Annotated in this window: 11 protein-coding genes and 2 pseudogenes; 1 reads left to right on the forward strand and 12 read right to left on the reverse strand. The window is 43.4% G+C overall.

Annotated features, from left to right (window positions below):
* Positions 1 to 5: 5 nt before the first annotated feature.
* The 11 genes and pseudogenes from cutD to GKR74_RS07990 all read right to left on the reverse strand — a co-directional run bounded on the left by cutD (position 6) and on the right by GKR74_RS07990 (position 11,122).
* Positions 6 to 956: a choline TMA-lyase-activating enzyme gene (gene cutD / locus GKR74_RS07940; RefSeq protein WP_154603192.1), complete on the reverse strand. Its 951-nt coding sequence runs from the start codon at positions 954 to 956 to the stop codon at positions 6 to 8.
* 83 nt (positions 957 to 1,039) lie between these two features.
* Positions 1,040 to 4,471: a choline trimethylamine-lyase gene (gene cutC / locus GKR74_RS07945; protein ID WP_154603167.1), complete on the reverse strand. Its 3,432-nt coding sequence runs from the start codon at positions 4,469 to 4,471 to the stop codon at positions 1,040 to 1,042.
* A gap of 59 nt (positions 4,472 to 4,530) precedes the next feature.
* Complete coding sequence (locus tag GKR74_RS07950; RefSeq protein ID WP_154603168.1) at positions 4,531 to 5,661, reverse strand: 1-propanol dehydrogenase PduQ; 1,131 nt, start codon at positions 5,659 to 5,661, stop codon at positions 4,531 to 4,533.
* A 7-nt stretch (positions 5,662 to 5,668) separates the two neighbouring features.
* Positions 5,669 to 5,932: a EutN/CcmL family microcompartment protein gene (locus tag GKR74_RS07955; RefSeq protein WP_036949246.1), complete on the reverse strand. Its 264-nt coding sequence runs from the start codon at positions 5,930 to 5,932 to the stop codon at positions 5,669 to 5,671.
* A gap of 25 nt (positions 5,933 to 5,957) precedes the next feature.
* Entirely contained in the window at positions 5,958 to 7,604 is a 1,647-nt protein-coding gene (locus GKR74_RS07960; protein ID WP_154603169.1) for an acetaldehyde dehydrogenase (acetylating), read from the reverse strand.
* 69 nt (positions 7,605 to 7,673) lie between these two features.
* Complete coding sequence (locus GKR74_RS07965; protein WP_006658501.1) at positions 7,674 to 7,952, reverse strand: BMC domain-containing protein; 279 nt, start codon at positions 7,950 to 7,952, stop codon at positions 7,674 to 7,676.
* A gap of 15 nt (positions 7,953 to 7,967) precedes the next feature.
* Complete coding sequence (locus GKR74_RS07970; protein ID WP_006658500.1) at positions 7,968 to 8,252, reverse strand: BMC domain-containing protein; 285 nt, start codon at positions 8,250 to 8,252, stop codon at positions 7,968 to 7,970.
* 16 nt (positions 8,253 to 8,268) lie between these two features.
* Complete coding sequence (locus GKR74_RS07975) at positions 8,269 to 8,547, reverse strand: BMC domain-containing protein (protein WP_004249182.1); 279 nt, start codon at positions 8,545 to 8,547, stop codon at positions 8,269 to 8,271.
* A gap of 620 nt (positions 8,548 to 9,167) precedes the next feature.
* On the reverse strand, positions 9,168 to 9,668 hold the full coding sequence (locus tag GKR74_RS07980) for a FidL-like protein (RefSeq protein ID WP_154603170.1): 501 nt from the start codon (positions 9,666 to 9,668) through the stop codon (positions 9,168 to 9,170).
* A 2-nt stretch (positions 9,669 to 9,670) separates the two neighbouring features.
* Positions 9,671 to 10,507, reverse strand: a pseudogene (locus GKR74_RS07985) (winged helix-turn-helix domain-containing protein); the annotation flags it as partial.
* A 42-nt stretch (positions 10,508 to 10,549) separates the two neighbouring features.
* Complete coding sequence (locus tag GKR74_RS07990; RefSeq protein ID WP_154603172.1) at positions 10,550 to 11,122, reverse strand: TetR/AcrR family transcriptional regulator; 573 nt, start codon at positions 11,120 to 11,122, stop codon at positions 10,550 to 10,552.
* A gap of 316 nt (positions 11,123 to 11,438) precedes the next feature.
* Here GKR74_RS07990 and GKR74_RS07995 point away from each other — a divergent pair.
* A pseudogene (locus GKR74_RS07995) lies at positions 11,439 to 11,984 on the forward strand (NADPH-dependent FMN reductase); the annotation flags it as partial.
* 84 nt (positions 11,985 to 12,068) lie between these two features.
* Here the strand turns inward: GKR74_RS07995 and potD are convergent.
* On the reverse strand, positions 12,069 to 13,118 hold the full coding sequence (gene potD / locus GKR74_RS08000) for a spermidine/putrescine ABC transporter substrate-binding protein PotD (protein WP_154603174.1): 1,050 nt from the start codon (positions 13,116 to 13,118) through the stop codon (positions 12,069 to 12,071).
* Positions 13,119 to 13,157 lie beyond the last annotated feature (39 nt).

Consider the following 13,157-nt stretch of genomic DNA (forward strand, 5'->3'; position numbering starts at 1 on the left):
CCTACTTAGTGACGAACCAGTCGAATATCGAAATCGAATTTTTTAAAGAAAGCCTCTAATTGATCTAACTCTTCCGCGCTGTAGGTTGGGTCTTTCTTGATGGGATAAATCATGTCGAGCTTGTCGTATTTTCCGCGACCAAGCTGGTGATAAGGCAGAATATCAATTCGACTTAAATTGCCGCGTTTCGACAATTCCATGGCGTATTCAATTGCGCCTGTTATTGCATCAAAAGAATCGTTATATCCGCGAACTAAAGGCATACGCATCACCACATTTGCCCCTAACTCCATTAATCTTTCGAGGTTGCGACGCACATTTTCATTACCAATACCAAACAGATTTTTGTGCTCAACAGTATCGATATGCTTAACATCAAACAGGAATAGGTCGACAACTTCGGCTAACTTTTCATAATTCGCTAATGATGTCGTACCTTGCGTTTCAACCGCTGTATTGATCATCATTTTTTTGCATTCACGCAAAAGCTCAACGGCAAAATCTGTCTGTAAACTCATTTCACCGCCACCAATCGTGACACCTCCGCCAGAGGAAATATAAAAATCGTAGTCCTGCATGATGATCTCCATCATTTCAGAGACCGTGACATCTTTCCCCATAATGTCTAGCGCATCAGAAATGCACACTTCCTCACATTTACGGCAACCGATGCAGTCAATACTACGATTCACGCGGTGGACGGCTTCCCCTTGTTCATTGGTAGTCATGTAATGGATCCCCGCAGGGCAAACATCTACACACTTCCCACATCCAACGCATTTATCGTGGGAAAACATCACTTGGAACTGGCTACTTAGCCCTTCAGGGTTAGCGCACCAAGGGCAACGAATATTGCATCCTTTAAGAAAAATTAGGGTTCGAATGCCATCACCGTCATAAATTGAGTATTTCTGGATATTAAATATCCGCCCTCTGATTTCTGCCGCTGTGTTCATCATTGCATCTCCAAAACAGTTTCAAACTTATTGTTTTTATTATGAATGGTGGGAATAGCAGCCTATCCCCACCTAGGTTTGGTTTAGAATTTCTCAATCACCGTACGGCTAATGATTTCATCCTGAACCTCTTTACATAACTCAACGAAGTAAGCACTGTAGCCAGCAACACGAACGATTAAGTCACGATATTTCTCAGGTTCTTGCTGTGCTTTTTTCAGCATTTCGTTATCAACGTAGCTGAACTGCATTTGACCGTTACCCAAAATGGATGCCGTTCTTAACAACGTGATTAACCCATTGCGACCTTCTGGTGTATCTAATAAGCCTTTTAAGAACTTAAAGTTATGCACCATACCGATGTTCATCGTTTCCACGTTCATCTTACTGATGGATTTAATAATTGCCGTTGGGCCCTGTTTATCCGCCCCTTGAGTTGGGCTAATCCCATCTGACAGTGGCATCCACGCTAAACGACCATTCGCAGTCGCGGCAGTTAGCTCGCCAATCGGTGTGTTGTTAGAAATGGATAATGTGCCGTGACTCAATGTGGAATACAGCATGTCGTATTTGCGGCACTCGCGTTCAGTCCATTCAGTAATGTCTAAAGCATATTGGTCGACATAGTTGTCATCATTACCGAACTTAGGTGCATTCAGGCAATCACGACGTAACTCTTCATAACCTTCAAAGTTGGCAAGCAGCCCATCGCGCACTTGCTCTAAGGTATAGCGGCCCTCTTCATAAACCACTTTGCGAATAGCCGCCATTGAGTCAACGTAAGTTGCTAGACCAGAGAAAATCAGCCCCGGGCCGTGGTTAATCATTGCACCACCCGCCGCAACATCTTTCCCTTTCTCCATACAGCCTTCCACCAGTAAAGACATCAATGGTTTTGGCGCGACATCACGGTGAACACGCTGGCTGATGACCGTACCAATCGCAGACAGACGAACAATATGGGCAATTTGCGCTTTTACGGCATTGTCGAAATCTTCGAACGTTTTCAGGCTACGCAGATCCCCGGTATCTAAACCTTGGTGACTATCGAACAGCACCATCCGACCACGGTTCAAAACAAACTCAATGGCGATTGGCCACTGGGTGTAACCCGTTGATGTCCACTGATAAATTCGACCTGATTTTTGTGGTTCCACGCAACCCATTAAACAATAGTCGCGAGCATCTTCGAAATCAAAGCCTTTACGCAGCATCATTTTGATATGGGAATCATCAAAGTGGCAGGCAGGGAAGCCCATACCGGCTTTCACCACATCCACGATTTTTTCCATATATTTTTGCGGAGATTGGTTGTGAATACGGCATGCTAATGATGGCTGGTAAACTTTCACGAAACGTACTGCATCCATAATTAAGTACGTTAAATCGTTACATGCATCACCACCAGAGCGTTTTTGACCACCCACAGTTAAGTTGATAAATGGCTGATACCCAGCGAAATATTTAGCACCCAGCTCACTGGACATCCACATTAATTCCGCACATTTGATGATAAACGCCTGCATCATTTCCAGTGCTTGGTCTTGGGTTAAACGACCCGATTGAATATCGCTTTCATACATTGGGAAACAGTATTGGTCTAAACGGCCTAATGACAATCCTGTTTGGTTTTCTTCAATTTCAAACAAGGATTCCACAGTCCAAATACTTTGCAGCGCTTCTTGCAATGTTTTTGGTGGATTCGCCGGTACATTTTCGTTCACTTGAGCAATTGTGAGTAACTCTTCACGACGTTTCTGATCTGTCTCTTGAGAAGCCAGTTCACGAGCATGTTCAGCGATACGATGCGCATAAGCCACCACACCTTCACAGGTTTCAATCGAGGCTTTATAGAAATAGATGCGGTCGATGTCCTCTGGATTTTGCATGCTTAACTCAGCCAGTCTTGCCTGAGCATCCGCTTTAATGCCATTCATGCCCTTGGTGAAAAGCAATACGTCATAACCAGGGCAAGTATCGCCACCGCCATTGATTTGGTGATAAGACAAGTCACTCACAAAAGTTTCGCCGCTGAATTCCCAAACCCCAGCTTCACGATATTGCGCTTCACAAATTTCATCCAGAGAACGACCTTCCCAGAATGGCGCAATTTCTTCACGAATCACTTTTTTATCTTCTTCGGAGATCACAAATGGATCTTGTGGGCGAGTGCTCATTGTATCGAGTTCATCCACTACCCAGCGCCATGCGATATCAGGTGAAAATGCACCTGCGCGCGCTTTACCACATGGGTGACCGACAATCAGCTCTTCAGGCTGAATCAAGATAGGTGCGGTTTCACATGCACGATGGAACGCTTTTGCACGTAATAAAATCGGCGGTAAACCTGGGTTATTTTTCACTACTTCCGTAAAGGCTAATGCGCGATAGATAGACACGCTTGGACGCGCTTCTAGATAACGGTTACGCAAACGCTGTAAGCGCGGCGTTAACCCTTCCATCACTTTGAATTCATTATCTTGTTGAGCCGTTGGTGCTACATAACTCGCTGAAGCCGCAGAATATTGAGGCTGCGTGCTTGCTTGACCGCAATATAAACGGACTTTTAATCCAGCATTAATTGCGCTGATATTTTCATGAGCAGAAAGCATCATCGCGGAAAGTTCGTTAATGCAAACTTGCGGATCATTAAGATAAACACCGCCTTTCAGTGCATCAAACATTGGATAACCATCAATGGCGCGTGTTGCACGGACTTCTGACAGCTCAGCCAGTTTTAACCATAAGCTTTCAACAATCTCGTAAGCCTGTTGTTGAGTTAATCGACCTTGCTCAATGTCGCGCTGATAGAATGGATAAACGGCTTTGTCGAAACCCATTGGGTTCACGGCATAGCTGCCATTTTCTAAATGCAAAATCAGTTGTAATAGGTAGAACGCTTGGCAAGCTTCTTTAAAGGTTTGTGCTGGTTTTGCAGGTACTTGGCGTAATACTTCCGCGCTTTCTTGTAATTCGGCACGACGATATGGGTTAGCTTCTGTGGCCGCAAGATTTTCTGCTCGTACAGCTAAAGCGTTTGCAAAATGGATGGCTGCATCACAGGCATAAATTGCTGCACGACAGTTATTTGCCTCATCAATACTATTACGGCTAACGGCACTACCAATATTTCTAACGCGATTTTCTAGCTGGTTTTTGATTTCCGCAAATCCGACATTTAGTACCACTAAATAATCCGGTGCGGCGATTGTGCTATCACCCGCTAAAAACTCATAAATACTCTGGCTGTGTACTTCATCTTCCGTATGGAAAATTGCACCGCGAGGAGTTGAAGATTGGCTACCAATAATCAATTCATCTTGTGCAATAAAAGCAGGGAAATTACGAATAAACTCATAAAAACGCTGAGCGGGTTTAATCGCTTGAGGCGCCCCTGTTAATTGATTTCTGACAGTTTCAAGAATGTTGGCACGTTCGGTAATGATTGAGCAATTGCGAGCACTTAAACGTTCAGCCAGTGTTTTTACACGTGGGGTCAAAGCATATTTGGCCATGTTAGCCTCTCCTGATGTTCTTTCTAGTTCGTTATTCATCACATAAAAAGCGTTAACTATTAAAAAGACTGTCTGTACAGTGCTTCTAGCTGCTTTTCATTTACGTCCCGTGGATTAGTCGGAGTGCAACTATCGCGCAACGCCTGTCCAACCATTTCCCCTAAACGGGCATTAAAATCAGTTTCATTGACGCCTGTAGCGTGAATGCCTTTCGGCATATTCATTTCATCTTTCAATACGTTGATTGCCATAATTAAGCTCTCAACGCCTTCTCGTATATTTGAAGCCGGTAAATTAAGTTTTCTGGCTAAATCGGCATAACGCTTCGCCGCGTTGGTTTCACAACACCCTTCTAGCCCCGCATTAAATGCCACCACTTGAGCCATCAATAGCGCATTCGCGCGACCATGTGGAATATGGAACACGCCGCCAAGTGCGTGCGCTAAGCTATGGGTGATCCCCAGGGATGCGTTGGTAAATGCCATTCCAGCAATACACGATGCGTTATGCATTTTTTCACGAGCCACTAAGTTACTGCCGTCGCGATAGCAATCTATTAAGTGAGCAAAAACTAACTGAACGGCTTTCTCGGCAAGCGCATCTGAAAAGTCAGAGGCACTGCGTGAAACATAAGCTTCTAGGGCATGACATAGCACATCCATTCCCGTATCTGCCGTGATAGCAGCAGGGACTGACTTCACTAAAACAGGGTCTAAAATCGCCACATCGGGCAACATAAACTCATCAACCAATACCAACTTCTCGGAATTAGACTTAATCACCGAAAAAGACGTGACTTCAGAGCCTGTTCCGCTGGTTGTCGGAATAGCCACAAAATGAGGTTTGGCTCTATGGCTGTCTTGGCGGGTATGCCATAGGGAGTAAATAATCGCTTTTGCCGCATCAATCACCGAACCACCGCCCAGTGCAATCACTAAATCTGGATATTGGCTATCCATGATTTTCATGCCTTTTACGATGGACGAGATTTCCGGGTCAGGCACGACATCGTCATACAGAGAAAATGAAATTCCCTGTTGAGATAATCGATGAATCACTTCGTCGGCTAACCCAAATTTCACCATCGCTTTATCGGTTACGATAAACGCGTGCTGGGCGTTAACCTGAGATAAATAATCCAAAGCATTCGCACCGAATTGCACCCTTGGTTTAATCAAAAACTGGTTCATGCGTTATTTACTCCCTACCGTCTCGATACACTTTTTCAACAATGGCAACCACGGACATCGCTTTGTATTTGTCCTTATTCAATGCGAAGTACTCTTCCGCCAGAACAAGGTCATTAATACCTGCGCCTACACTGTCCACCGCAACATACGTTTTGTCCTTCAACGGTTTGAGATCATCACCAAGCGCCGTGATCATCAGTAAATTACTGCCACTAAGCTCTTGGCATTTCTGCGTTGCGACAACATGTCCAATTACCTTTGCCAAAATCATGATTTACCCGCCTTATCTCAATAAATTACTTATTTAGGCGTCCGAGAACGGCCTTAATAATCTGCTCGACATTCTCTTCCGTGATCTCCCCATGAGTGGCGACCGCTTCAGCAACATCGGCAACGTCAACATGACTCACTGCATTAGCAAATCGGTTATCCGCAGCGCTATTACTTTGAGCTTTTACTGGTTGAGCCTGACGAAAACGGTCATCATCGAGAATACTGACAGACGCTTGATTTCCATGCCCAGTCGATGCGATTGGCGATGTTGAGTAAGCCGGAGCACTCACTGGTGCGGGTTGTCTCAAATCATCAATGGAACGAACGCCATAACCGACTTTACGGATATTGAGCAAGTTCATCGGACCGACGTTGTCAGAACTAGAACCACCTCCAATCGCTCCACATCCTAATGTCAGTGCTGGCGTAATATTGGTGGTTGCACCAATTCCACCTAGTGCGGCTGGCGTATTAATCAAAATACGGTTAACCGGTTTTTCGAGAGAAAATTGGCGAATAACATCTTCATTTTGCGTGTGGATCACCAGCGTGTGTCCTAAGCCTTCGTTAGTCAGCAAATCAACAACACGGTGACATGCAGAACGCCAATCTTCCTCAACATACATACCTAAGATTGGGCACAGTTTTTCCCGTGAATACGGGTTTTTCGGTGAGACAGTATCTTGTAACGCAATTAACACTCGAGTGTTAGCTGGAACACTAAAGCCCGCACGTTGGCTCAACGTAATCGCGTCTTTTCCTACGACTTCAGGGTTAATCGTGCCATTCGCTCTCAGTAGCATCGAAGCCATGCGTTTCGCTTCATCTTCATTCATGAAGTAAGCGCCTTGAGCTAATAATTCGCGGTGAACGTCGTTGTAAATGCAGCGTTCAACAATGATGGATTGCTCAGATGCGCAAATCACACCGTTATCAAACGTTTTGCTGGTAATGATGTCACTGACGGCTTTTTTGATATCCGCGCTACGTTCAATGAAAGCAGGACCGTTACCAGGGCCACCACTGATTGTTGGTGTGCCAGAGGCATAAGCGGCGCGTACCATGCCTTCCCCACCCGTTGCCAGAATGAGAGAAACATCTTTGCTGTGCATTAATTCTTTTGTCGCTTCCAGCGTTAGCATAGTCACACCATCGACGATACCTGCTGGCGCACCCGCTTCAAGTGCCGCTTTTTTTACGATCTCAAGCGTTCTAAAACTACATGCTTTCGCGTTTGGATGGGGGGAAAAGACGATTGCGTTACCGGCTTTCAAGGCAATCAATGTTTTATAGATAATGGTTGAAGTTGGGTTAGTCGAAGGCACCAGTGCCGTGATAACCCCTAACGGAACACCCACATCCATAACTTTATTGATTTTGTCATCATTAATGATGCCAACTGTTTTCAGATCTTTAATATGTTCATACACACGAACTGAAGCGAACGTATTTTTCAGGACCTTGTCTTGCCACTTCCCAAAACCCGTCTCTTCATTCGCCATTTTTGCTAACTCTTCTGCATGACGAGCAGATTCTGTCGCAATGTGTTTAACAATACTGTCGATTTTCTCCTGCGAAAAAGTCGCAAAGATTTTTTGTGCTTGTTTCGCATTTCTAACCAGCTCTCTAGCCAGTTGTCTGGATTGCAGATCTTTATCTAATGCAACCATGTCTTCCCCCGTACCGGAGTCAAAAGATTAAACTTACTAATTTGTTGTTTTATCTAATACTTCTAATGATTAAGCTTTATGCTGCTGCGCGATTTTGCCGATATCATTGTGTGGTCTTGCTATCACACGAGAAGTCACCACGGTGCCAACACGCTTCGCAGCTTCGACACCGGATTCAACCGCCGCATTAACAGCACCCACATCGCCTTTTACCATGGCGGTGACGAGTCCAGAGCCCACATTTTCATAGCCGATTAGCTCGACGTTAGCGGCTTTGCACATTGCATCAGCAGCTTCGATACACGCCACTAAACCTTTGGTTTCAATTAAGCCAAGAGCTTCTTTCATAAGTAAATTTCCTATTTATTCTGCGACTTTATACTGAGAGACAATTTTCTGGATGTCGCTGTGTGGACGAGCGATAACCAGAGAGGTCACGACGGTGCCAATACGAGATGCAGATTCAACGCCAGAATCCACTGCCGCTTTAACTGCGCCAACATCCCCTTTCACCATGGCGGTGACTAACCCAGAACCCACATTTTCATAGCCAATCAGCACCACGTTAGCGGCTTTACACATCGCATCAGCTGCTTCGATACAAGCAACGAGTCCTTGTGTTTCAATAAGACCTAATGCATCACCCATATTTCCCCCGAAAACGCTATGCTTTATGTTTAATCACGATTTTGTTGATATCGTTATGTGGACGGGCGATGACTAACGATGTCACCACTTCACCAACACGCTGTGCAGATTCAACACCGGAATCTACTGCCGCTTTTACTGCGCCAACATCACCTTTCACCATGGCAGTCACGAGACCAGAACCCACGTTTTCATAGCCGATTAGCTCGACGTTAGCGGCTTTGCACATTGCATCAGCTGCTTCAATACAAGCCACCAAACCTTTTGTTTCAATAAGTCCTAATGCATCACCCATTGTTGTTTCCTCCAAGGAAGCCGTTACGTTTTTCTCTACCCGCAGCACCTAAGAGCCATGTTCCAGAACGTTGATGCCTCTTAACTGTGAGTAAACATTTATGCCAATTGAGTCTGCGTGGTGATTAATTGAACGCAGCTTTTGGCTTCAAAATCACTATAATCCCCAAAAAATAAAACAAAATATAAATCCATGAAGTGAAGATAATTAGAATAAAAACCCAGAATTTATAATCAACAGGCAGCAGATTCACATCTCTATGCTAATAAACTGGAAAATTCACGTATCTATCTGGTGGAAGAAAAAACCATAAATGCGGATAACGGGTTTATTGGAGGAATGGTTAACAAGATGTGATTGAGCTGATGCAAGAAGGTAATTTGGTCAATAATAAGTGTGGCTTGCCTCACGCCCGAGCCATAAGCTAATGAGAGGTGGGAAGATAAGAATATAAGCAGAAAGGAAATTGCTTTGTTTTACAAGGCACACAGTGTGATATCACTGATTGCCAGGCAGTAAAAGCCGTATCAACTTGCTAGTTAAAGTTGTGCAGTAAACCAATAGGAATGAATGTGTGGATAGGCCCCAAGCTGCATGGGCTATCAATCAAGTCCACGCGCTTATTTAGGCGTACAGATAAACAAAGGGGAATTAATTGAACTCAAGAGTAGCGCTTTATCATTGAGTTTTTGGGCATTGATAAATAAGCCGTCATGGCTATCTGACATTTCCCGCATAAAATAATCAAAAATCACATTAGGGGATTCATCAATTGAGGAAGCACTGGCTTCCCAGTGGCTAATATTATAGTGCTGTTCCGTTGGCGAAATACGTTTGCTGGTGTATTTGAATTTGACATATCGCTGTAAATAAAGCCATCCGGCGCTGGAGGTGGTATATCCTTCGACAACAATAGAGCCTTCTCCGTTCGTCCCAAAATTAAAGTGAATATTACCGTTAACGTTTTCATCCTTCATATTCTCAAAACGCATAATCCCCTTGGTTGAACACGCCATTTGACCGGAATTTTTATTGGCCAATACAACTGACTGTGTATAAATCACAACACACGCAAAGATCAGCGCACTCACGAGACATAATAGCTTTCCCGATATTTTCATTGTGGCTTCCAAGAATAATAAAAATAATTATCACAATAACTGAATGGATTGGATTCATTGGCAGCGCAATGGGCGAGAAAGACGCGCCCTAAGCCATTCTTCTGCAATTTATCCCCATAAAAGAAGACAAAACGCTCTTTATCATTACACGCCAAATTTAAGTTTTTCCTAACTTTATCAAAGTTTTGGACATAGTTATCAGCCACAAAAGCGTTAATCATTTTTTCATTAGATAACACATCGCAGCTGGTATGTTCTAGCGTTGGCAAAACCATTGGCGCGGAGGGCTGAGATGAAAAATAGCTCATCGCTGCCAATAAAATGGAGCTACATAAAAAAGCCGCACTCGCGAGATACCAGCAAATTTCACGTTTCTGTTTTGGTAATGAATACGGTAATTTTTCAGAGGGGGATTCAGCAGGTTTAGTCTCTAAGGAAGAAGCCAGAACCACTTCAGCTTTTTGTATTTCATTCAGGCTGTTTAATAAGTGTGTGGTATTGAGCGTCTCTTCATCGAGTAATTCCAATAAAATCTCAGAATTAAACTCTAAGCGCCCACGAGCAACGGTGACAATAATGTTTTCAATACCGTATTGTCGAAATGTTTTCCTTAGCAGGCTGAGATACTGGTTTAAATTACTGTTTGATGAAACCAGACCATTATCATCCCAAACCGCCTTAAGCACTTCATCACGAGAAACTACGCCTTTTTTTTGAATTAAATAGAATAATAATGCATTAGCCGTAATAGACAGCTGAGTATCCACCTCATCTTTTTTTAAAGATAAAGTGCCATCAACGGCATCATAAATAATGAAGGCATTGATTTTATATTTCATTATCGCCTCATTGTATGTTTAGACGTATTTTCCCTTGGAAAATTAACCCATCTCTTCAAACGAAATTTGTGTTAACCGCTGAATGATGGCATTACGTTCTTGGCTCGATAATGTAGGGCCTTCCGTTAACGCAGATAACCACAGTCCATCGGCGGCATAGCGCACTAAAGCCCCCAAATAGCCATTATCAAATGCATCACCTTGAGCGAGATGCCCTAACATCCAATCACGCCAGCATTTACGTAACACAGGCTCTGTGGGCATAGCCAATGATAAAAGTGCGAGCTGAAAACTTTCATCGGAGTCTTTAAGCTCGCCAACGTAGTGCAAATAGGCACGAGAAAATCGCCCATAAGGATCGGAATCATTCGCCATAATGGCGGCAATACGCACATCCATGATGTCTAATAGCTGGATAAACAATGCGTGAATAAGTTCTTGTTTACTGGGGAAATGGTGCATTAACCCCCCTTTGCTCACACCCGCTTCTCTGGCGACAGCATTCAGCGAAAGCGCCGCAATACCTTCTCGACCAGCGATTATCCTAGCTGCCTTTAGCAACTCTTCTTGTCGTTTGATTGGATCTTTTTTTCTTGGATGCACGAGTGTGTTCATGGGAATGAATAATACCGACCAGTCGGTATGTTCTATTTTGACTCGTATCAATGAAGAGAATATTGAGAGGAATTAAATACGAATAGTGTAATTGACGTCACAGTATTCTTTTTTAGCCACCCTAAATCACAAAGTTAATTTGAAAATATAAACAAATAACGTAATGAATTTCCTGCAATTTACAATTGGAAAAAATTAAATTTAACTTAATTTATTTTTAATGAATTTTATTATGCTAAATTATTAAAGAAATTCCTATTCCAAAGAAAATATGCGAGTTCGTTGTATTTTCACAACATAAGAAGAGGTTTTGATTATGTCCAATCAGTATAATATCGGTGTGGTTGTGGGTAGTTTACGTGCTGACTCTTATAATCTAAAAGTCGCCAAAGCCATCACTAAATTATTCCCATCGAATTTTACCTTCAAATTTATCAGCATTGCTGATTTACCTCTCTATAACCAAGAAGCCGACCAGAATGTTCCCGCGGTAGTGGCTAATTTTAAGAGCCAAATCAAAGCATCAGACGGCATTATCTTCGCAACACCGGAATATAACCGCTCAATGCCAGGTGTATTAAAGAATGCAATTGACCAAGGCTCTCGCCCTTGGGGAGATAACTCATGGGATGGTATTCCTGCGGGCGTATTAGGGGTTTCGATTGGTAATATTAGCACCGCAATTGCCCAGCAACATTTACGCAATAGCCTCGCGTTCCTCAATATGCCGACGATGAATCAACCTGAGTGTTATTTAAAATGGTATGACGGCATGGTGGATGAGCAAGACACCATTTCCCCAAAAAGTAAGGATTTCTTACAGCCTTGGGCAGATAACTTTGCCAAATTTGTTATCCATAATCGCCGCGTTAATCACTGATTTTGTATGTAAAAAAGGCATCACCAGCGTGATGCCTTATATAACAATAGCCAAACAGAATAGATATTAACGCCCTGCTTTCAGCTTTTGGAAATACTCTTCATACAGAATATTGGTATTCCCCACATCGCTTTGCCATTCCCCTTTTTTCAATACCTCTTCTGATGGGTATAGAGATGGGTCATTCGCAATCTCGGCTGGTAATAATTTTTTCGCTTCTAAGTTTGGCGTCGGATAACCGATAGACTCCGCCACTTGTGCCGCAATTTCTGGGCGTAATAAGAAGTCGATAAGCTTGTGTGCCCCTTCTGCGTTCTTCGCGTTGGCAGGGATAGCTAAGCTGTCCATCCAGAAAATACCGCCCTCTTTTGGCCATACAACTTCAATCGGTAAACCCGCTTGTCTAGCCACAAATGCCGAGCCGTTCCACAGCATACCGACATCCACTTCGCCTTCAATATACGGGGTTGCAGGGTTGTCTGAGTTAAAGGCCAGAATATTTGGACGCAATTTTTGCAGTTCGTTATAGGCTTCTTCAATCTGCTTTGGATCCGTGGTATTGCCAGAATAACCAAGCTTTGTTAGCGCCACTTGGAACACTTCGCGGGCATCATCCATCATCAGTAAGCTATTTTTGTATTCTGGCTTCCAAAAGTCTGCCCATGAAGTGACGGACTTAGGATCAACCGCATCACCATTGATTCCGATCCCTGTTGCGCCCCAAATATAAGGTACTGAATAGTCGTTATTTGGATCGAATTCTTTATGGATAAGGTTTGGATCGAGGTTTTTAAAGTTAGGCAGTTTTGTCTTATCAATCTTTTGCAGCATGCCTTCTTTGCTCATTTTGTCGATAAAATAAGTCGATGGCACCACTAAATCGTAAGCCCCTTCTTTATAGGTTTTCAATTTAGTGTACATGCTTTCATTGGATTCATAGGTGGAGTAAATCACCTTGATCCCAGTCTCTTTAGTAAATTGCTCTAATAAACCGGGGGGAACATATTCTGTCCAGTTATAGAAATACAGTACGTTTTTGTTATCGTCAGCGGCAGTTGCCGTGCCAATACTTGCAGCCATTAAACCTGCGGCTAGCAGATAGGACCATTTTTTCATCACTGATTTTCCCTCAACAAAGTGCTTTTTATCTATCTT

It is taken from the genome of Providencia sp. wls1914 (assembly GCF_009706645.1).
Lineage (GTDB): Bacteria > Pseudomonadota > Gammaproteobacteria > Enterobacterales > Enterobacteriaceae > Providencia > Providencia zhijiangensis.

What these genes read in the sequence shown, in the direction of transcription:
- cutD (WP_154603192.1), bottom strand. Translation starts at nt 956, where the DNA reads ATGAACACAGCGGCAGAAATCAGAGGGCGGATATTTAATATCCAGAAA.
- cutC (WP_154603167.1), bottom strand. Translation starts at nt 4,471, where the DNA reads ATGGCCAAATATGCTTTGACCCCACGTGTAAAAACACTGGCTGAACGT.
- GKR74_RS07950 (WP_154603168.1), bottom strand. Translation starts at nt 5,661, where the DNA reads ATGAACCAGTTTTTGATTAAACCAAGGGTGCAATTCGGTGCGAATGCT.
- GKR74_RS07955 (WP_036949246.1), bottom strand. Translation starts at nt 5,932, where the DNA reads ATGATTTTGGCAAAGGTAATTGGACATGTTGTCGCAACGCAGAAATGC.
- GKR74_RS07960 (WP_154603169.1), bottom strand. Translation starts at nt 7,604, where the DNA reads ATGGTTGCATTAGATAAAGATCTGCAATCCAGACAACTGGCTAGAGAG.
- GKR74_RS07965 (WP_006658501.1), bottom strand. Translation starts at nt 7,952, where the DNA reads ATGAAAGAAGCTCTTGGCTTAATTGAAACCAAAGGTTTAGTGGCGTGT.
- GKR74_RS07970 (WP_006658500.1), bottom strand. Translation starts at nt 8,252, where the DNA reads ATGGGTGATGCATTAGGTCTTATTGAAACACAAGGACTCGTTGCTTGT.
- GKR74_RS07975 (WP_004249182.1), bottom strand. Translation starts at nt 8,547, where the DNA reads ATGGGTGATGCATTAGGACTTATTGAAACAAAAGGTTTGGTGGCTTGT.
- GKR74_RS07980 (WP_154603170.1), bottom strand. Translation starts at nt 9,668, where the DNA reads ATGAAAATATCGGGAAAGCTATTATGTCTCGTGAGTGCGCTGATCTTT.
- GKR74_RS07990 (WP_154603172.1), bottom strand. Translation starts at nt 11,122, where the DNA reads ATGAACACACTCGTGCATCCAAGAAAAAAAGATCCAATCAAACGACAA.
- potD (WP_154603174.1), bottom strand. Translation starts at nt 13,118, where the DNA reads ATGAAAAAATGGTCCTATCTGCTAGCCGCAGGTTTAATGGCTGCAAGT.